Genomic DNA, 18,711 nt, shown 5'->3' on the forward strand with positions numbered 1-18,711 from the left:
TATAAATTGTCCAAATAACGGGGGACAGTTCAGTGCTGGGCGGTTTTTTTAACGAATTTTAAATAAAATCTATAGTAGTTGTTTTCCCGTCAACATCCCCATTGATCATCTTGGCTGATTCGGATGGGGATAAATTCAAACTAGAAACTCAAAGGAAACAGCCAGTACAAATGGCTAATCAGCATTGTTTACCAGAACCCTGGTCTTCCATAAGGCACGCCATATCCGTAACCTGGAAAGCCGCCATAACCTCCGAAACCGCCCCCGTAGCCACCGTATCCTCCAAAACCGCCATACCCGCCAAAGCCTCCATAAAGAGATGGCAGGATAGCCGTACCTAAAAGACCGCCTAAAAAGCCGCCAGCGAATGGCGCACCAAAGAATCTGCTATCTTCATATCCTTCGTGTCCCCCATAGCTGTAAGGGGTTCCGTATATCCCGCCTGCCCCTTCCTCATTATGGCTGCGAAAATGATTAACATCGTTATATTGATAAGGATAGTGGTCCATTATTTTGCCTCCATTTCATTACTCAGTTAATACGCCTACGATTCACCTTATGTATTCTTGCCCCGCTTCGTATAGGCAAACGGCCAGCTAAGCAAGATTTCCCGTCCAGTTTCCAGCATTTTCTTTAGCGGACCATTCACTTTCTCTTTTATTTGAGGTATAATAACAACCACTACAGCTTGTCTTTATTCGCAAAGGAGGCGCTTACATGAAACTTACATTGATTATTCTAGTCTGCATCACATACTTAGTATCGATTTTTACCGCAGGGTACGATGAAAAGCCAGGGACGCCTAAAAAGTAATGGGTGAAGTAACCGCTCCAGAAGATTGTGATCCAAAAAAAAACCCGAACCAGAATTTTTTTCTGGTCCGGGTTTCTTTTATTGGTTTTAAATGGATTAATGGCTTCGCTCGGCCTCTGTAACGTTATCAATTAGACGATATTCAGCCTCTCGCCTAAATTACTTAATAAGGTTAGGAAACCCCTGCTGTTTTAGAACTTCAAATAAAATAATGGAAACGGTATTGGATAAATTTAATGACCGTACTTTTCCAGTCATCGGAATTCTAAGACAACGGTCCTCAAGCCCTGCTAACAGTTCTCTCGGTATTCCATTACTTTCTCGTCCAAATACAAATAGCAGATCTTCTTCCGGCTGATTAAAATCAAAATCAGCATACGATTTTTCGCCAAAGTTTTCAATATAATAATAATCTCCATCCGGGAACCGCCGGTAAAGTTCATCAATGGAATCGTAGTAATGAATCGTTACTTCTTGCCAGTAATCCAACCCTGCACGACGCACCATCTTATCATCAGTCGAAAACCCGAGCGGCCGGATTAAATGAAGCTGTGAATTGGTAGCTAAGCAAGTCCTTGCGATATTCCCTGTATTCGCTGGGATCTCAGGCTGAAAGAGTACAATATGATTCGGCATAGATTTCACCTCTGTCTATATAGTCAACTCGACTATTATATCATATTCTTCAGCCGCCAATATGAAAAAATTTATATTGAATTTGAGGAGTGTACGCTGTGGAATCTTCATAATTCCAGTACCTATGCCGGCTGTTGGTCGTATGAGCATTAACCAGCGGCATGCCTTCTGTGTCTTTTTGGACGACAATAGTATTATGATCAAAGCGGCCGTTTCCTTGAAAGTCATAGCAGATCACATCACCAAGGGATAATAGCTCCGGACTCTCCACCTCTTTAGCTGCAAGCCCTTGCCTGGACCCACTTAAATACCAGCGCAGTGAATTGGCCACAGCCCAGCTGTAACTCCAGCTGTTGCCATCATACCACCAGCCCTTACTACGATTAGCCGCTCCCCACATCGGTGCGCCTCCAGCCCTCAGACATTGAGAAATAAAATTAGTGCAATCCACTTCAAAATGATGATAGGCCGGATTATAGCTATCCCACCAGCGCTCTGCATATCTTACGGCTTCCCTCCGATTGTATGTAAAGGGAACACGCAAACTTGTTTCTTTATCTACAAAACTAGATTCTGCAAATTCCTGCTCAGATGCCAGGTTTTCTGTGTGAAGCTCGTGATGGATCAATTCCCCTTTATGAACGATGGCACGGGCATGGTAGATACCTTCTTCTAAATAATAATGGCGCTGATCTTTAATGAGTAAAGACAAGGTCAGCATATATTTGATTTCAGAACGATTGTCATAACGAAGCCGGTGGTAGGGTTTAAGGTGAAAGGAAGCACGTTGGACAAATTTCTCACGCTTGGCCAGCCCATCTATTTTGTTTCTTAACCATTCTTCTTCTGTCTGTGCCTCTAGTCGTTCCAAGACCTTCTCCCAGTAAAGCTGAAGCTTACGAGTGGACGAGTTCATTGCTCCTCCCTCCTTTCTTCATCTTATGAACAAAAGGAGGAATCCATACAAAAAACCATCCTTCCAAAAAGAAAGGATGGTACGGTTATTTATTCATCTTCACAACTGTTTGGTTTTTCTCTAAATCTAGCAGCTGCTGCTTCTTATCCAGACCGCCAGCATAGCCGACAAGTTTGCCGTTACTTCCAATTACGCGGTGGCACGGGACAACGATGGCAAACGGATTCTTGTTAATCGCGCCGCCTACAGCACGCACTGCCTTTGGTGAAGCAAGTGATTCTGCTATATCTTTATAAGTTCGAGTTTCTCCAAATGGGATCGTATGGAGTAAATTTCTCCATACCTTTCTTTGAAATTCGGTACCATAACAATTTAATGGTACGGAAAACTCACGTCTGTCCCCATTAAAAAACTCATCAATTTCTTTTATCGCCTGTTTTACATAGGTATGATCCGGCTCGTATACCAGCTCTCCCTTTAGTAAATGTTTCTTTTTCCAGGTTTGAAAGAAAGCCATCCGCTCTTGGGAGTGACCATAATCAATTCTGCAGACCCCTTCGTCATTTGCTAGTACAGTAATTGGACCAACAGGGGTCTCAAACGAATCGTAGTACAAGAAAGACCGGTGGTTCATAACTTACCCCTTCTTCTTTTAACAGTTTTTACTATTATACAAAAGTCCTCTCTATCTGAAAAGGTACAAATGGTTAGATTTTCTGAAATTCGAGCCCTTTTTTCATTTCATAGAGGACATTTTCATCAGTTTCATGCATCATAGCTTCCTCGATTTCCTGATAACATTCAGGCTTACCGATTTTACCCAACCCCCAGGCAGCCGTTCCGCGAATGACAGGTCTTGGATCCTCTTTCATTAAGCGGATGAGCTCCTGAATGGACGTTTCGTCTTTATAATGAGCCAGGGCAAGGATCGCATTTCGCTGAATTGGCTTCTTGCCGCGCCACGAGCCTGCAATCGGACTGAATTTTTCTTTAAATTCTCTATTCGATATGGACAGCAGCGGAGTTAATTTGGGCTTTACGATTTCAGGATCCGGCTCAAACTCTTCATGACGATGAAAATCCTTTTTCCTATTCTTCGGACAAACTGTCTGACAGGTATCACACCCATACAAACGGTTGCCAATTTTACTGCGGAATTCATCTGGCAGAAAATCTTTCGTTTGTGTTAAAAAGGCTATGCACCGGTTCGCATTCAATTGTCCACCTTGAATCAAAGCATCGGTTGGGCAGGCGTCCACACATATATTGCAATCCCCGCAGCTATCGTCTACCGGTTCATCAGGAATAAAAGGAATGTTGGTTACTATTTCCCCTAAGTACACATAGGAGCCAAACTCAGGGGTAATGGTTGCACAATTCTTCCCGCTAAATCCAATACCCGCCCGTTCCGCGACAGCCCGGTCGGCAAGTTCTCCGGTATCGACCATCGATTTAATCGTTACCTCTGGATAATGAGCTTGAAGAAATTCTCCAAGTTTGTTGAGCCGGTCCCTTAAGACGGTATGATAATCTTGTCCCCATGAGGCTCGGCAGAAGATCCCTCTACGATCCCCTTTCCTGCTTTTTGGTGCATCAGACATTTTGGAAGGATACGCCAGGGCGATAGAAATAATCGACTGGGCTTCAGGAAGCAGCCGGTCAGGCTCCGTGCGTTCTTCAACACTGCCTTTTTCAAATCCAGATTGATATCCAAATTCCTGCTGCTGCTTCAATCTGGCTTTGAGCTCGCCAAACACATCTGCGGATGCAAAGCCGATTTTATCAATACCGATCTCTTTGCTGTATTGAATCACTTCTTCTTGAAATTGATGAATATCCACCCTGGTCCCTCCTGTCTGTTAAAGATTCTTTACTTTAGCTGTTCGCATACGATTTAAAGCTGCAGCAATTTCAAAGCGCCGTGGTCGTGCCAATTCTCCTGGATGCTGATCCTTAAAAGGAGCAAAAGAAGCCAGACCCTGCTCATCCAATTGCTTCTCAATATCATTCAATAACGTATGCAGCGGCCGCTCTGTCTTAAGCATATCTCGTTTATCCAAATTCATAATTAAGTCAGCAATCAGTCTCGTTTGTGAAGGATCTACAAGCTGCTCAACCGCCTCAAGGGAAATTTCTGTTTTTCCCATTAAGATCAATGTCTGTCCCTTGGCTTGCACTTTTTCTTTTTTACCTTTTCTCGCTTGAATACTTTGAGGAAGAAACGCTCGGCTGGCAATCTTTCCAAAAGCTTCCTCCGTTTCTTTCTGCCGTTTACTAGGGTACTGACTGGCAATCTCCCTTGCCTTTTCCGTTACGTTGTAAGGAACGTACTGATCCATCATTATAACATCATCAGCCACTTGAAAGTAGTCTCCAGATCCTCCCATCACTAAAATGGAGGAAACACCTAAATCATCATGCATTTGCTTAATTTTATCAATAAACGGAGTGATCGGTTCTTTTTCTTTAATAACCAGCTGCTGCATGCGTTCATCCCTGATCATAAAGTTTGTTGCACTTGTATCCTCATCAATCAGCAGTGTGCCAGCACCCGCTTCCAGTGCCTCCATGACATTAGCTGCCTGCGATGTACTGCCACTTGCATTCTCTGTCGAAAAATGATTGGTATCGGCACCGTGAGGAAGATTTTTGATGAAGGGGGATATATCTACACTTGTCACTTGCCGGCCATCTTCAGCTCTTACTTTGACGGCATTAGGATCAGTTAAGACGTATTCACGTCCGTCCTCTCTTATATGGGGATAGACTCCTCTTTCCATAGCGTTTAGAAGTGTACTTTTCCCATGATAGCCTCCCCCAACAATTAAGACGATTCCCTTATTTAAAGCCATCCCAGTCAGTGGTTCTTTCCGATGGGGAATCGAAAAGGAGACTTCGTTTTCTTTTGGACTCTGAAAAGGAACCGCTCCCTTCATGGGGCGTTCGCTTATCCCGCTTTCTCTAGGGAGAATAGCATCATTGGCAACAAAGGAAATCCAGTTATTCTTCTCCATTTCCTTTAGTATCGCCTGGTGCTGATCGGAAAGCTTACAGGCATCTTCTATTTCCTGATCTTTCATTTTAAAAATGGAATCCTTCAAAATATCAGGTATCACATTGAAGAATAGCTTCTCCGCCTCTTTACCATTAATTCGCCGGCCGTTCGCGGGAAGGCCAATTGTTAAACAGATCGTTACATCCTGTTCGTTTAAACTGACTGCTGCTCGCTCAATAATCTCCTGCCCCGGCTTATCGATGGCCACCATGCCGCTCTTACCAGTTCCTTTCACATTCGTCCGAGTATGATAAATAGTATCCGCAATTCGGCGGTTGATGACATCTTCGGCATATATTCTACGGTTCGTGTTATGCTTCCACTCTCTTTTTATCGCCCGTTTTTTATCAGGAATCCGCACCCTGATCTTTGAAGGGGCTGCGAACGGATCTCCTTGGACGTAATCGATGATTAACTCATAATTTGAAAAGGAATATCTCCCCTGGATTTGTTTATAACCTTTGTAGCTTTTCCCGTCGATTTGCTGTAAATGCTGCTGTAATTGTTTCATATAGCTCCTCCTGTTAAAAACTTGTCTTTCTTATAGGGTGTATCCTTTTTTCCACAATAAAAAACGCAATGCTTCGTTGCTTAAATAAACGAAACACTGCGTTGGCTCACTAAGTTATAGAAATGAATAGGAATTCATCTACTCTTGCACAGAGAGATGGTTGGAGCGGGTGAAGGGAATCGAACCCTCATCATCAGCTTGGAAGGCTGAGGTTTTACCACTAAACTACACCCGCATGAGTTGTCGTTCCATTCGCCTCGTTTTGACATGCCCTCAACTGTTTCGAGGAAGCATTGTCTTACGGGCAACTCGCTGTTGTTTCGGTGGAAGTTATTCCTCGCGGCTGAGGTTTTACCAGTAAACTACTTTTATAGTAGTAGCTCATTGGCTTCGTTGAAATTATAGTTGTAATTATAACAACCACATTCTATCGATGCAACACGAAATTTACGATTTTTTGTCGAAATTTAATTTGCTATTTACATAGATTGAATGGATGTAGTGAACAAAATTATTAATTTAATCATAGTATACGTATAAATGTGTGGTTATAAACTAGTCCCAAAGAACCAATTCAACTCGTTCATTTAGTGTGCGGAGGAGGAACACGTGTGATTAATTTATTCCTTGGAATTATGGTTTTTTTATTAATTGGAATTATACTGTGGAGCTACCTCTTTGACCCTAACAACGGACTCGTTGTTAGTGCTTCAAAAAAGGGGTTTATTTTACTTCTGATCGTGCTTGGCTTGTTGTGTATCTATCTCCTTTCCACAGGGATCTTTTACAGCTTTTTCGTTTAGGGATAGCATCATAAGTTCTGAAGTACAATAACACTCTCTTCTCCGCCCTGTTCGTGGAGAAGAGCGGCTTCTTCATAAGTTACATAATAAAATCCCGGCTCCCCGTCAAGCGCAGTCATTTTCCGACCGGCAAAGAATGGGGTGGAGCATTATGAAATCCGAACGATGATGAAAGTTAACACCGTTTTTCCATCATCATTCGGCCACCGTTCATCTTCCATTTTACTTCCCTGTTTTATTCTTCGAGTTAAATACAAAGATTGTGGAAAAAATCAGAAAGGCCAGCAGGTTTAAGGCATCAATGGAGAAGTTTAATACGTCCAGCAGAAATTTGGCATCCATTAGCTTACTACCTCCTTATTAATAAAGCGAAACTACTATTCAACTGAGGCACATGTCAGTTAGTCGAAATCCTGGCTCTATTAATCTAAGGTGTGTAGAAGGAAGGAAAGGATAGTACTCCTTAGGATGAACGTTTTCCGTTAAATTATTCAGCTCCCTCGTGCCTCATTGAATCCTGCCAATCAGGTTAAATAAGTTGATTTGCAGGCAAAATGCACTTACCATTAGAAAGTAAGAATAATGGTAAAAAGGGTGGCTTACGATTAGACATTTTAATAAGAAGAATTATTGGATTAGCAGACTGATGGCGTCAGATCCTGGACGAAAGCGGCTTAACCAAGCGGGTAAGGCTACAATCAGTTTACTCTCTTCAGTTTTTACTACGCTGATCATTTTGCATCTATCAGGACAATCCCTTTTTACTCCTGCCATAGTATCTGGAATCGCTGGATTAATGGGAATTATGGTGGTTATGGATGATACCAAGTTTAAAAAACAAATCACCACCTTGCTGCTCGGTGTATCCGCTGCCTTTGGGATCTCTTCCGGCTCTCTTCTAGCAGGAAACGCTTATTATATAGGGTCACTGATGATCGTTATCATATTCAGCGCTTTTTATTTTTCCAGATTTGGAAGCCGATATTTCTCTTTAGGTATGATTGGCTTCATGACCGTATACTTCTCTTCTATTTTAAAACTTTCTATGAACCAATTACCCTGGTTTTACATGGGAATTGCCATCGGAATTGCCTATGCATACCTCTATAATTTTATTATCTTTAAAGGTTCCGCCTACATTTTAAAAAGAAGTATGAGGTCCTTCCATATTCAAGCCAATTTAACCTTTCAAATCCTGATTACGATGATGGAGGATCCTGTAACGAATGAAAAACGAATAAAAAATTTACAGAAAAACGTTCGTAAACTTAGCGAATATGCCCGTAATGTTGCCACTGATTTAGATGAACAAGATGTGAAGAAAGTTTGGCCCGGTTTAACCGGTTCCCAGTTACGTCTTTATGTTTTTGATACGGCGATGCTGGTGGAAACCTTAACAGACTCCATTCAGCAATTAAAGAAAGCAGAAGCTTTTGAAGCGAAAGAATTAAGAAAAATGCTCATCTGGGTGGTCAGCTCGCTAAGAGATTCAGAAGTACTGTCTCAAACTTACAAAGAACAGAATTTACTGGAATCAGAACGCGCCGTTCAAGCCTTACGAACAGATTTATTAGCACGCTTACGCAAGCGAGAATCAGAACCTGCGACAGAAGGCTGGCTATATCTAATCCGCAGAATCGAATCGATTGCCAACCATGTCATTGAGGGTGGCACAACGATTCAGCAATCGCTTCACAAAGCTGGAACCTCAGCTGAAGAAGAAGCGGATGTGGAAGAGGAAGAAGATACTTCAACAGAGGAAGACAGCGGACTTAAGCCTTCTACGAAGAAAGCTTTCCAAGCCTTAACAGCAGGCGTTCTGGCTATTCTTGTCGGTTATTTAATTTCACCTGTGCAGCCTTACTGGGTGCTGCTGACTACCTTTATTGTCCAACTTGGTACTGATTCTGTCGGGAGAACTTATTTAAAAGGGTTCCAGCGATCCTTAGGAACGGTCATTGGAGCTGCCATAGGATTCTTGCTGGCAAAGCTGGTATCCGGCCACTCTGTCCTTGAAATTACTCTGCTGTTCATAGTTATCTTTTTTGCTTTTTACTTGTTTTCCGTTTCTTACACGGTAATGAGCATGTTCATTACGATGCTGATCGCATTTATGTACGACATTTTATTAGGCGGAATCAGCTTCACACTTCTCGGTGCAAGAGTAGTCGATACAATTGCTGGCGCAGCTATTGCTTTACTCGTTTCAGCCGTAATCTTCCCCACTAGGACCAAAACTAAAGTAGCAAGCTCATTTAACGATTATTTAAGTGAATTAAATGGCTATGTTACCGACTATATCAAAAGTTTTCATGAAGAAGTCGATGTAAAGAAATTAGCGGAAAAAGCGTTTACCATGGACCAGAAGATTCAAACGATTAAGGATGAATCGCAGTCATTGCTGCAAAGACCTGGGGCATCAGCAAAAGGCGGTATCTCCAGATGGATCACTATTTTTACAGCACTCAATTACTATGCGAAACATCTAGTTGCCTCTTCTTATCAAAAGAAATTCCATTACCCGGATGAATTATTGTCTGTATTTAAAGATATGGAACAGAAACTCGATGAAAATCTGGAGCATTTACAGCAATTGATCGATGGTAAAGAACACTCCCCGCTTCTTCATAATTTGAAAGAAGAAAGAAGCCAGATTGAACGGCTCGCACCTAGCCGCTTTCAATCCCAAGGGGACCTCATCCACCATCTCTACTATGTTTGGCGCATCAATCAATCCATTCTAGTTTTAGGCAAAGAGTTAGGTGCCAAAGAGAATGACGAACGGTAACCCTCCTCACTTCTGGGAGGGTTTTTTCATAGTTTGGAATTTTTGTTATACTAAACTCATACATAATTAGTCCTGCTTTTCTTCATAACGACAATAAATCCCCAGGCAAGCGAGGAATTACATGAGTAAAAATTCTAAAATTGTACTATTGAGTCTCCTACTGATTATTGCTTGTACAATTAGTCTTACTTCCGTACATGCTGATGGATATTTTCTAAAAGGTTTCTGGGATCAAGATAAGGATCAAGGTGAGAAAGAAGTAGATGGAGTCACAGCAAGTATGAATGATGGCTACCATGCGGAAGCGGCACCCGTTTCAAAAAAAGCCGAATTTTCTATGAAAGTAGAAGGAAATCTCTATGACAAGATTAACAGTCTGGACTATGAGAGAACTCCAAATCAGCCGTCTCTGAAGGGAAATGAAATAAACAAGGAAACATTACATGCCATCCTGACTTATATAGGCAGCGGAAGTGTCGTGCCTGCGGAAAGAATCAAGAACCCTCAAACAGATTTACAGAAAAGACAGCGACTTACTCAATTAATCAAAGACATCTCGATTGATGCCATTGGCGGTGGCAGCCAGCCAAAAGGACAATACCCAGAAGCAGAAATGAAAAGTCAGCTTGAAACTAAGTTTGATCATATTGAAGAGTTACTACATCTCTCAGATAGTAAACCTTTAAACAACTTGGCTCGGGACGCTAAGAAACACTTTCATAAGGCACTCCAAGAAAACTCAGTAGCCGAGTTTTATAAAGGAACGTTACAAATGAGGGCATTAACCCAGGCTTTATATTGAATGTTTAGAGAGGATGCTTCTCATGACACACGTGTACATTTACCAAGGCAGTTCTCAGCGTAATGAAGATGGAACCTATCTCATCGACGGCCAAATTGTGTATCAATCCGGCCTAAACTCTTATGACTATTATGATTTTGGCTATTGGTACAAAGGAAAATGGACTGCCTTTGCATTAGAGAGTAATAATCCAAATGGGGTTTTCATCCAGGGAGACGGAGGGAGCGGCACTCTCTATTCCATCACGACGATGAATTATAGAGTTTGGGGCAGCAACTGGCGGTCTCCTAAATCAGGAGGCGCTTTCTATAGTTTGCGAGGCGGCGCTTCCTTAACGGATGGGTATGGAAATTATAAGTATTTAGGTTCCAGTGACAAAATCGTCTTCGGTACTTATGGAAGCTACAATCAAGGCAACACGCTCGGGAGTAGCTATGAATGGGTGCAATGCTATGGGTACTATAACGCTTACGACCACTATACAGATTTAGATTACTGGTATATTAAAATCGATGATAAAAATACAGCCGTGTCGAACTACCCTATAAATACCTACTAATCCTTTTATGTAAAAAAGAGCCGCTCATGGAAGCGGCTCTTTCCCTTTTATAATATGACCGTGTTTTTCAAGGCAGCGATTAAATGCTCGAATTCCTCGTTGACTTGATTCATAATTGACGGATCTTTATAATTCTTATCTTCCAGTTTGGATAACCCCGGTTCAATTTCTAGAATTCTTCCACCCATAAAGATGAGTTCCAGTTTTCGAGGAGGTGTATTGTCTACCAAACTGTAATCTTCGAAGAACTCTTTCATAGACACAATCCGGTCAGTAAACATGGTTTCCTTCGTTACAGCTTGGTCCTTAGAGATACTAAGGATGGTCAACGTGCGATCGTTAAAATTAACGATATAAAGATTGTGAAGTTCTGGGGTGAGCACCTCCAAGGTTCGATAATTATCCGATTCAAATACCTCTTCCGTAAACTCAAGCACAGCAGCAGTTCGTAAATTGGCCACGTCTGAAGAACTTAACCTTTCTTTAATTGCAGTTGACATCTTAAAACATTCCTCCTTAATGTTGGTTCACTCCCTGTTTTCCCCTATTATGTAATGAAAAACCAAATAAATACAAATTGAACACTATCTCCTAGCTAATTATTCCATAAACAGGAATAAAGTGGGAATAAATAATGGACTAATCCCATTTTTTCAACCGAATTTCCTAGCCTATTTCTAATTTTCACCTGTTATTCCTCCTTTACTCACAAAGTACTCCTCTATTTAATTTCTAACGCTAAAAACCTGTGATTAAGCATGGTACCGCCTTTCTGCCTACTGAACAAAAGCTACTTCATGCTATTGTATTTAATAAAAAAATAGAGTAATATATACTTGTGAATATAAAATTATTTTATTCATACATTCATAAAATAAGGAGAATGACCCTATGCCTAAAGGTTTTAAAGAGCAGGAGAAACAACTCATTCAGCAAGCAATGGTCGACCATGGCAGGCAACTGTTCTGCAAGTATGGATTGCAAAAAACAAGTATTCAGGAGATTACCAAAAAAGCCGGGATTGCGTCCGGAACTTTTTATAAATTTTATTCATCAAAGGAAGAACTTTACTTCGACATCTTAAGTGAAGAAGAGAACCACCTTAAAGATAGACTGTTTCGAGTTGACTTAAGCAAAGAAACGCAGCCGCTCCAAGCGATTAAAGATCTGCTGCTTTCCCTTATGGAAACGATAGAAACGAATCCGCTGATTCAACAGCTTTATTTTGGGAATAACATGGAAGCTTTAACGAGAAAGCTTTCTAAAGAGAAGCTGGACGAACATTTTTTGGAAGATAAAGATTCCCTTGTCCACCTCATTGAAGAATGGAAACAGCAAGGGGTCGCGATAACTCACCCACCTGAAGTCATTACAGGAATTCTTAGGTCTTTATTTTTACTTACTCTGCATAAGAAGGAAATTGGAGAGGACATTTTTCCCCAAACAATGAAACTTCATGTTGATCTCATCGTTGACGGGATTATAAAAAAGGAGAAATAAATGATGAAACCTATCCTTGAAACCAAGCATCTGACCAAAATTTATAAAGGTGAAAGAGCCGTTGATGATGTCTCTCTTTCGATTAACAAGGGCGCTATATATGGTTTCTTGGGACTTAATGGAGCTGGAAAGACAACAACCATCCGCATGCTCCTTGGTATGATCCGCCCTACTCATGGCAGCTGCTTTATTAAAGGAAGAAAAGTTTCCCAGGCTTCCTCTGATCTCTTTAAAAAGGTAGGTTATATGGTAGAAACACCTCATGCCTATCCCGAACTCACAGTTAGACAGAATTTAGAAATTTTCAAGCGCATCCGGTTGCTGTCCGACCCTAATGCTGTGGACCGGGTTATCCAACTGCTCAAGCTGAACGCTTATGAGCATAAAAAAGCAAAAAACCTTTCCCTGGGAAATGTTCAAAGGCTTGGAATTGCCAAAGCGCTTATGCATCAACCTGAGGTATTGTTGTTAGACGAACCGGTTAATGGGCTCGACCCTGCAGGAATCGTAGAAATTCGCGAACTGCTTTTAGATCTATCGGGAAATCACGGAATTACCATTTTTATATCGAGTCATCTATTAAGCGAAATTGCTCAGATAGCGACCAACATCGGGATTATTCACCTGGGACGCTTAATCCAGGAAATTGAATCTAAACAGTTAAAGCTTCTGCTTAACCAACGATTAATTATAAATACAACAAATCACTCAACTGCAGAGCGCACGTTAAACAAAGCAGGCATTTCTTGTGGAGTGAATAAACATGGCAGTTTAGAAACCTATGATGCTAACGCCATTAAACACCCTGATCATATTGCCCGTCTGCTTGTGGAAAGCAGTCATTCTCTCACCCACCTCGCCGTAGAGAAAGAAAATCTGGAAGACTATTTTCTAAGGATGATCAAAGAAAAAGGAGAGACAAATCATGAGGCAATTTCTGGCCGTGTTTCACACAGAAGGAACTAAAATTCTTAATTCCAAAATGGTTTGGATCACGAGTGCTGCATTTACGATTGGTCCGCTCATGGCTGCTTTCTTTATGTTTATTTTGAAAAATCCTGATTTTGCGGAAACTTCTGGATTACTCGGAGCGAAAGCTCAACTGGCAGGCGATGCCACCTGGCCCTCTTACTTTAGTCTACTAGCTCAAATTATTTCCATAGGAGGAGTCATCGTGTTCGGATTTATTACCAGCTGGGTGTTTGGCAGGGAATACTCTGACCAAACCGTAAAAGATCTCCTTGCTCTTCCTTTTTCTAGAGGTATGATCGTTTACGCGAAATTTTCCGCTATACTTATCACTACACTTTGCCTAACGATCTATATTTTTTCCATCGGTTTACTATTGGGTGGAGTGATCGGACTGCCCGGGTGGTCCGCTTCCGTTCTTGAGCATGGACTTTTTATCTTCTTCATTTCAGCACTGCTGACAATGGCTTTAAGTACCCCTGTGGCTTTCTTTGCCTGCTACGGGAAAGGGTATCTGGCACCGCTTGGCTTTATTATAGTAATGGTAGTCCTTGCACAAATTATCGGTGCCATCGGTTATGGCGATTACTTTCCCTGGGCCATCCCAGCCTTATTCAGCGGTACAACAGGAGAAGAAAGTCCACTTACCCTGTTAAGTTTAACGATTATCCTTTTAACAAGTATTATAGGATTTACAGGAACTTCTGCCTGGTGGAAGTTTGCGGATCATCATTAAATGGAACGATTATAACCCGCGTGTGAAATTATTGAATCTTTTCTATCCGCTCATCCGTATCCTATAGTACAAATAAAAAAGAGAGGTGATGGGGCATATGTTCTTCAGAATATTTCACAAAGCCAGCCGTCCAGTAAAGATTACACTTGTCACCGGTTCCGTATGCTTGCTCATTGGCGGAGTATTTATGCTGGTCCATTAATATAGGAACCTTCCATGCTCCAAAGAAGTGGGCTGCAGTACTCAAAAGAATGACTGATTATAGAAAAAGAAACGGATCTGCCTGGCAGATCCGTTTCAAGTTAAGCCGCTTGTATTTTTCTGCGTTGGAAAGGTTTAGCTGCCATATGTTTGAAGGTTGGGATTACCCAGTGATCAAGACCCAATCGACCGGCATTAAATCCAGCAACCAGGACGAAGATAGCGATCAAAATCATTTGACCGTTCGTGCTTACCGTACCGCTGAATAAGAAGGCAAAATTCATAATCATACCCATTAAAGCTGCAAACGTAGTAAAAACTCCTAAGATAAGAGCGATTCCAACTAGAAGTTCCCCCCACATCACTAAATAGCTGAATAGACCGGCATTCGGCAAGGCTACTTTTTCAAGAAAAACTCCCCACCAGCCCTGAACCGCTGGATGTTCTCCCCCGGTATTTGCAATGGCGCCTTGCAAGAATCCTGTCGCATCAAAACCTCCGGTGATTTTGTGATACGCCCCTGTAACCCATTCATATCCAAGATACAATCTCATAACGGCGAGGATCCCAGCAGCAGCTTTGTGATTTCTTAACCAGTGTACAAACATTTTCATTCTCCCCTTTCATATTTTGTTCAACATTTCACAAGATTAATGATTGCTCTTCCTTACACTTCTAGAATACTCCCTTTTGTTTAAATTGGAATCACTTTGTGAGGCATTTCACAATTTAGTAACAACTCTATGTACATTAGATGAACTTTTACATAACCGGGTCTCAAATTAGAATCTTCAGGATACGATTTAGACAAATCATTCTGGAAAGAGTTATAATATCGGTAAACACTGGACCCGGGAGGGAAGAAACATGGTTGCCCGATTACTGACCTTTTTTATTGCAGCGTCAATCGTAGTGGCAATGGTGACGATCATTGCCCCAAGTATGCTTAACTACGTATGGGCCGTTCTATGCATTTGCCTGATCGCAGCTATTGGATATATCATCTACATCTACTTACGTAAAACTTTAAGAATGATAAAGGAGAAATAAGAAAAGAATCAGAGCTGCCTCTGATTCTTTTCTTATTATTGAGAACTTACGCCAAGCGCTGTTTTTAAATACGTAACAAACATAACCGACTGTTCTTTTATCTTAATATCCTGCTTGGGAAGAATGGCATCATCCAAAGCTAAACCATCAATAAAAGAAATAATCGTCCGGGCTAAGATCTCACAATCGTACTTACTGCTAAACTCTCCGCTTTCCTGTCCAGCTTTAAGAACATCCGCATAGATCTTCAATCCCTGATAATACCGATTTTGTCCGTACTGCTTCCTCCGTTCATCATTTCGTCCAGTAATAAAAAACTCTAAATGACTGGGAGCTAACGGATCTATTTTGTCATCAGGTTCGCGCTCTTCTCCAAATATTCTTAACAAGAGCAAATCCCAATATGATTCCACTTTCTCATCTAGTTTTTCTTGATTGTCCTTAGAAGTTGAAGAGATATTATTCTCTAGTAAAGATTCAAACAAATCTTCTTTATTAGCGAAATATTGATACAACCCGCCTCTGCTTACTTTCGCGGCATCCATCACATGCTTCATTGTCGTCCGTTCATAACCCTGTTCAATAAACACTTGTTTTGCTGCTTCAAGTATATCAGCCCGTCGTTGTTCCAGGTGCTCCTGGCTTACTCTTGGAGACATCATGATCCCCCCGCTCTACATTACTTTTTGTTAATAAACCAATAAATGAAACGATTACTAATAGCGATGCCGTCACCATAAACGTTGGAATCACACCAATCACTGTGGCAACCAGCCCTCCTAGTAAAGGTCCTACTATTGTTGCCATCGTCGTCACACTATTCACGACTCCAAACACTCGTCCCGTCATATGGACCGGTGTTTCCGTTTGGACAGACGCTTGAAATGGAATAAATACGAATCCAGCCGAGAAACCAGCGATTAACCCAAGACCTGCTCCCCAAACTACTGGTAATCCTAGATCCATTAACGTACATACTGCCATCATACCAAAGCTCAATCCAATCCCACAAACGCCTCCCAGCATTAGAAGATAAGCAGGATAATTTGTTTTCTTAGCAAGAATGAAACCTGAAGCAAACATACCTGCACCGGAAGCAGTAACTAGATATCCAAATAAATCGGCGGAGGGGTGGGTAAGTTCTCTAAGTAAGACAATGATTTGCGAGTCAGAGAGCTGTAATATGAATAAACTGAACCCTAAGAAAAACAATCCAGCAAGAATATAACGATCTGCTTTTATAAATGAAATCCCCTCTAGAAACTCTTCTTTAAAAGAAGTCTTCTTCTGAGGTTCTACTCCCTCTACGTCTTTTACCCATACTAAAGCGTTAGGTAAGAAGAAAATGAATAAGGAAGAAATTAAAAAGGTCGAGGAATCAATGAAAAATACCGGCTTAACTCCAACAGCCGCGACCAAAACCCCACTAAGTAACGGACCAAGCACTTTAGTACTGGAGTCGATCATCGAAGTAATCGACATCGCGCTTTTCATATCCCCATCCGGAACTAATTCCTTTAACTTCCCATTCTTCGCAGGAATAAACACCGCCGAAAAAATTCCAATCGTAAACAAACAGACATACACAACCCAGATGGTATCAGCAGCAGCCAATAGAAGAATCAGCCCTGCCCGCACCAGATCAGATAGAACCATAAGCGTCTTAGGGCTGAACCGGTCCGCAACTGTGCCTGCCACCGGTCCCAGCAAGGCCATTGGAACAGCTAAACATAAAATGATAAACGAAACTTCCATCGGACTAGCATTCCACTTCAGTCCAACTAAAGTAATTACAGCCACGATACTCAGCCAGTCCCCAATACTTGAAACTGCCTGAGCTGCCATTAATGTCATGTAACCCTTGTTTCTCAATAGATGCTTCATAAGATCCCTCCACTTTAAAAACGACACAAATGTCTTTATTAATTATATTATACCGACATTAGTGTCGATATACAACTGTCTTTTGGAAATATTTTTCTGCAGCAAAAAAAGACTGCAGTTGAAATCGACAGTCTTTTTGGGTAGGGACATCGGGGACAGGCTCCTTGTCCCTTCGAGTTACTAAATAAAAAACAGCAATCGTACAAAGGTTAAACCTTATCCTTTTATCGTTTACTAGATTAGGATTAGAACATAAGCCATTGGATAGTCAAAGTTATGAATCAAGGCTAAAATGGATGAAAGCGATAATCCATTACATTGAAGAAAATTTCAAGGAGAAACTTACATTGAAGACGATTGCTCAAAAAGCTTATATTAGTCCTGAACATTTTAGTCGTGTTTTTTAAAAAACCACTGGTATGAATTTGACTCAATACATTAATACAAAAATAATAATAATGTCTAAAGTGATATTATTAAACAAAGAGGCGAATATAGATTCTATTGCTAAAGAAGTTGGATTTCAAAGCGTCCCACACTTCTAATATTCTACTGGTTAAAGGTGTTGGAAATCTTTCAATACATTTTCCTTATAAAAAGACGACCAACAGATTAAGCTCTCACGAGAGTATGTGGAGGTACCTAAATTTGTTTTGATTCTTGTTAAAGTAATTTATTATTCAATATTAGGGGGAGATATTGTTGGATGAGAAAATTTTAAAAATTAATTTTAGTAACTACTTTTGGCAAGACAATAAAGTTAGACTACGAGCGATGTATCCAGAGGATTGGGAAAGAGAATATATTGGGCAGCATGATACATCTGCACGTCGCTTTTTGGAATGTTCAACTGGGCTACCACCTACTGTTACTGGTTCAAAAAAATTTGTAGAAGAAAATGTTGATTTTTCCTCAACAAAAGGAAGACTAATGTTTATTATTGAAGATTTAGAAGGTAAAAGCGTAGGTGAAATTAATTTAAGTAATATCGATGAGAGAAATGGAACGTTTGGTATTGGAGTTGAAATTGATAAAGAAAACCGTGGTATGGGTTATGGTACCAGATCGATGAAGATACTTTTAAAATATGCCTTCCTTGAAAGAAGGCTTAATAAATTCAATGACCATATTCTTGAAGGAAATGATGCTTCAGCTAAGATGATGAAAAAACTTGGATGTATCCAAGAAGGGGTGCGCAGGCAGATGGCTTATATCAATGGAAAGTACATGGATTTTATTTTATTCGGATTAACAAAAGATGAATTTATCAAAAATCACAAGGAAGAATTAAATTTTTAATGTGGTATTTTTCTTCAATTATCGGAGGTGATACTTCAAGAAGGAGAGCGTGTTCACAAATGAATTAACTAATGGGATGGGAATTTATTATGACTTCTATTTGTTACGATAATTATTTTTGGCAGAATGAATTGGTGCGCTTACGTGCGATGCTACCTGAGGACTGGGAAGAACGCTATAATCGTTTTG

General features: G+C 40.9%; 20 protein-coding genes and 1 tRNA gene. 10 read left to right on the forward strand and 11 right to left on the reverse strand.

The annotated features are described in order from the left end of the window. Positions 1-188: 188 nt before the first annotated feature. The 7 genes from Q7A53_RS21005 to Q7A53_RS21035 all read right to left on the reverse strand — a co-directional run bounded on the left by Q7A53_RS21005 (position 189) and on the right by Q7A53_RS21035 (position 6,166). Complete coding sequence (locus Q7A53_RS21005) at positions 189-509, reverse strand: spore coat protein (RefSeq protein WP_411791174.1); 321 nt, start codon at positions 507-509, stop codon at positions 189-191. 463 nt (positions 510-972) lie between these two features. Continuing rightward, positions 973-1,449, reverse strand: a complete 477-nt coding sequence (locus tag Q7A53_RS21010) for a tRNA (cytidine(34)-2'-O)-methyltransferase (protein ID WP_411791175.1) — start codon at positions 1,447-1,449, stop codon at positions 973-975. 49 nt (positions 1,450-1,498) lie between these two features. Continuing rightward, entirely contained in the window at positions 1,499-2,365 is an 867-nt protein-coding gene (locus tag Q7A53_RS21015; RefSeq protein ID WP_411791176.1) for an amidase domain-containing protein, read from the reverse strand. Between the two features lie 85 nt (positions 2,366-2,450). Further along, the gene (locus Q7A53_RS21020; protein ID WP_411791177.1) at positions 2,451-2,999 is read right to left on the reverse strand and encodes a methylated-DNA--[protein]-cysteine S-methyltransferase; all 549 of its coding nucleotides are present in this window, start codon (positions 2,997-2,999) and stop codon (positions 2,451-2,453) included. A gap of 73 nt (positions 3,000-3,072) precedes the next feature. After that, positions 3,073-4,206 (reverse strand): tRNA epoxyqueuosine(34) reductase QueG, encoded by a 1,134-nt coding sequence (queG, locus tag Q7A53_RS21025; RefSeq protein WP_411791178.1) that lies wholly within the window; start codon positions 4,204-4,206, stop codon positions 3,073-3,075. A gap of 18 nt (positions 4,207-4,224) precedes the next feature. Beyond that, positions 4,225-5,931, reverse strand: a complete 1,707-nt coding sequence (locus Q7A53_RS21030; RefSeq protein ID WP_411791179.1) for an ABC-ATPase domain-containing protein — start codon at positions 5,929-5,931, stop codon at positions 4,225-4,227. 161 nt (positions 5,932-6,092) lie between these two features. After that, positions 6,093-6,166 (reverse strand) — tRNA-Gly (locus Q7A53_RS21035). Positions 6,167-6,542: 376 nt separating this feature from the next. Between Q7A53_RS21035 and Q7A53_RS21040 the strand changes: the two genes are divergently transcribed. The 4 genes from Q7A53_RS21040 to Q7A53_RS21055 all read left to right on the forward strand — a co-directional run bounded on the left by Q7A53_RS21040 (position 6,543) and on the right by Q7A53_RS21055 (position 10,883). Continuing rightward, positions 6,543-6,734: a hypothetical protein gene (locus Q7A53_RS21040; protein WP_411791180.1), complete on the forward strand. Its 192-nt coding sequence runs from the start codon at positions 6,543-6,545 to the stop codon at positions 6,732-6,734. A 646-nt stretch (positions 6,735-7,380) separates the two neighbouring features. After that, the gene (locus tag Q7A53_RS21045) at positions 7,381-9,522 is read left to right on the forward strand and encodes an FUSC family protein (protein WP_411791181.1); all 2,142 of its coding nucleotides are present in this window, start codon (positions 7,381-7,383) and stop codon (positions 9,520-9,522) included. 121 nt (positions 9,523-9,643) lie between these two features. After that, positions 9,644-10,324: a hypothetical protein gene (locus tag Q7A53_RS21050; protein WP_411791182.1), complete on the forward strand. Its 681-nt coding sequence runs from the start codon at positions 9,644-9,646 to the stop codon at positions 10,322-10,324. Between the two features lie 22 nt (positions 10,325-10,346). Beyond that, positions 10,347-10,883 (forward strand): hypothetical protein, encoded by a 537-nt coding sequence (locus Q7A53_RS21055; protein ID WP_411791183.1) that lies wholly within the window; start codon positions 10,347-10,349, stop codon positions 10,881-10,883. A 47-nt stretch (positions 10,884-10,930) separates the two neighbouring features. On the opposite strand, the gene Q7A53_RS21060 is transcribed toward Q7A53_RS21055, so the two are convergent. After that, positions 10,931-11,383 (reverse strand): hypothetical protein, encoded by a 453-nt coding sequence (locus Q7A53_RS21060; RefSeq protein WP_411791184.1) that lies wholly within the window; start codon positions 11,381-11,383, stop codon positions 10,931-10,933. Between the two features lie 391 nt (positions 11,384-11,774). Between Q7A53_RS21060 and Q7A53_RS21065 the strand changes: the two genes are divergently transcribed. Genes Q7A53_RS21065 through Q7A53_RS21075 form a run of 3 tightly spaced genes read left to right on the forward strand, consistent with a single transcriptional unit; the run spans position 11,775 to position 14,088 of the window. Further along, positions 11,775-12,383, forward strand: a complete 609-nt coding sequence (locus tag Q7A53_RS21065; RefSeq protein WP_411791185.1) for a TetR/AcrR family transcriptional regulator — start codon at positions 11,775-11,777, stop codon at positions 12,381-12,383. Beyond that, positions 12,384-13,349 carry an ABC transporter ATP-binding protein gene (locus tag Q7A53_RS21070; RefSeq protein ID WP_411791186.1) on the forward strand — a complete coding sequence of 322 codons (966 nt, stop codon included), beginning with the start codon at positions 12,384-12,386 and terminating at the stop codon, positions 13,347-13,349. It begins immediately after the preceding gene. Next, complete coding sequence (locus tag Q7A53_RS21075) at positions 13,309-14,088, forward strand: ABC transporter permease (RefSeq protein WP_411791187.1); 780 nt, start codon at positions 13,309-13,311, stop codon at positions 14,086-14,088. The genes Q7A53_RS21070 and Q7A53_RS21075 overlap by 41 nt, the downstream gene beginning before the upstream one ends. 302 nt (positions 14,089-14,390) lie before the next feature. Here the strand turns inward: Q7A53_RS21075 and Q7A53_RS21080 are convergent, their stop codons facing one another. Continuing rightward, positions 14,391-14,897, reverse strand: a complete 507-nt coding sequence (locus tag Q7A53_RS21080) for a DoxX family protein (RefSeq protein ID WP_411791188.1) — start codon at positions 14,895-14,897, stop codon at positions 14,391-14,393. Positions 14,898-15,156: 259 nt separating this feature from the next. Here Q7A53_RS21080 and Q7A53_RS21085 point away from each other — a divergent pair, with 259 nt between their 5' ends. Beyond that, complete coding sequence (locus tag Q7A53_RS21085) at positions 15,157-15,339, forward strand: hypothetical protein (protein WP_411791189.1); 183 nt, start codon at positions 15,157-15,159, stop codon at positions 15,337-15,339. A 35-nt stretch (positions 15,340-15,374) separates the two neighbouring features. On the opposite strand, the gene Q7A53_RS21090 is transcribed toward Q7A53_RS21085, so the two are convergent. Together Q7A53_RS21090 and Q7A53_RS21095 are read right to left on the reverse strand one after the other, a co-directional pair. Continuing rightward, the gene (locus Q7A53_RS21090; RefSeq protein ID WP_411791190.1) at positions 15,375-15,998 is read right to left on the reverse strand and encodes a TetR/AcrR family transcriptional regulator; all 624 of its coding nucleotides are present in this window, start codon (positions 15,996-15,998) and stop codon (positions 15,375-15,377) included. Beyond that, positions 15,952-17,223 carry an MFS transporter gene (locus Q7A53_RS21095; RefSeq protein WP_411791191.1) on the reverse strand — a complete coding sequence of 424 codons (1,272 nt, stop codon included), beginning with the start codon at positions 17,221-17,223 and terminating at the stop codon, positions 15,952-15,954. The genes Q7A53_RS21090 and Q7A53_RS21095 overlap by 47 nt, the downstream gene beginning before the upstream one ends. 296 nt (positions 17,224-17,519) lie before the next feature. Between Q7A53_RS21095 and Q7A53_RS21100 the strand changes: the two genes are divergently transcribed. Together Q7A53_RS21100 and Q7A53_RS21105 are read left to right on the forward strand one after the other, a co-directional pair. Further along, positions 17,520-17,630: an AraC family transcriptional regulator gene (locus Q7A53_RS21100; RefSeq protein WP_411791192.1), complete on the forward strand. Its 111-nt coding sequence runs from the start codon at positions 17,520-17,522 to the stop codon at positions 17,628-17,630. Between the two features lie 295 nt (positions 17,631-17,925). Next, positions 17,926-18,522 (forward strand): GNAT family N-acetyltransferase, encoded by a 597-nt coding sequence (locus Q7A53_RS21105; RefSeq protein WP_411791193.1) that lies wholly within the window; start codon positions 17,926-17,928, stop codon positions 18,520-18,522. Positions 18,523-18,711 lie beyond the last annotated feature (189 nt).

This window comes from Halobacillus rhizosphaerae (genome assembly GCF_046719735.1).
GTDB classification, from domain to species: domain Bacteria; phylum Bacillota; class Bacilli; order Bacillales; family Halobacillaceae; genus Halobacillus_B; species Halobacillus_B rhizosphaerae.

Coding starts and splice junctions, on each gene's coding strand:
- Q7A53_RS21005 (WP_411791174.1), bottom strand. CDS start 509: ATGGACCACTATCCTTATCAATATAACGATGTTAATCATTTTCGCAGC.
- Q7A53_RS21015 (WP_411791176.1), bottom strand. CDS start 2,365: ATGAACTCGTCCACTCGTAAGCTTCAGCTTTACTGGGAGAAGGTCTTG.
- Q7A53_RS21055 (WP_411791183.1), top strand. CDS start 10,347: ATGACACACGTGTACATTTACCAAGGCAGTTCTCAGCGTAATGAAGAT.
- Q7A53_RS21050 (WP_411791182.1), top strand. CDS start 9,644: ATGAGTAAAAATTCTAAAATTGTACTATTGAGTCTCCTACTGATTATT.
- Q7A53_RS21020 (WP_411791177.1), bottom strand. CDS start 2,999: ATGAACCACCGGTCTTTCTTGTACTACGATTCGTTTGAGACCCCTGTT.
- Q7A53_RS21075 (WP_411791187.1), top strand. CDS start 13,309: ATGAGGCAATTTCTGGCCGTGTTTCACACAGAAGGAACTAAAATTCTT.
- Q7A53_RS21065 (WP_411791185.1), top strand. CDS start 11,775: ATGCCTAAAGGTTTTAAAGAGCAGGAGAAACAACTCATTCAGCAAGCA.
- Q7A53_RS21095 (WP_411791191.1), bottom strand. CDS start 17,223: ATGAAGCATCTATTGAGAAACAAGGGTTACATGACATTAATGGCAGCT.
- Q7A53_RS21080 (WP_411791188.1), bottom strand. CDS start 14,897: ATGTTTGTACACTGGTTAAGAAATCACAAAGCTGCTGCTGGGATCCTC.
- Q7A53_RS21010 (WP_411791175.1), bottom strand. CDS start 1,449: ATGCCGAATCATATTGTACTCTTTCAGCCTGAGATCCCAGCGAATACA.
- Q7A53_RS21030 (WP_411791179.1), bottom strand. CDS start 5,931: ATGAAACAATTACAGCAGCATTTACAGCAAATCGACGGGAAAAGCTAC.
- Q7A53_RS21045 (WP_411791181.1), top strand. CDS start 7,381: ATGGCGTCAGATCCTGGACGAAAGCGGCTTAACCAAGCGGGTAAGGCT.
- Q7A53_RS21100 (WP_411791192.1), top strand. CDS start 17,520: ATGAAAGCGATAATCCATTACATTGAAGAAAATTTCAAGGAGAAACTT.
- Q7A53_RS21060 (WP_411791184.1), bottom strand. CDS start 11,383: ATGTCAACTGCAATTAAAGAAAGGTTAAGTTCTTCAGACGTGGCCAAT.
- Q7A53_RS21090 (WP_411791190.1), bottom strand. CDS start 15,998: ATGTCTCCAAGAGTAAGCCAGGAGCACCTGGAACAACGACGGGCTGAT.
- Q7A53_RS21070 (WP_411791186.1), top strand. CDS start 12,384: ATGATGAAACCTATCCTTGAAACCAAGCATCTGACCAAAATTTATAAA.
- Q7A53_RS21085 (WP_411791189.1), top strand. CDS start 15,157: ATGGTTGCCCGATTACTGACCTTTTTTATTGCAGCGTCAATCGTAGTG.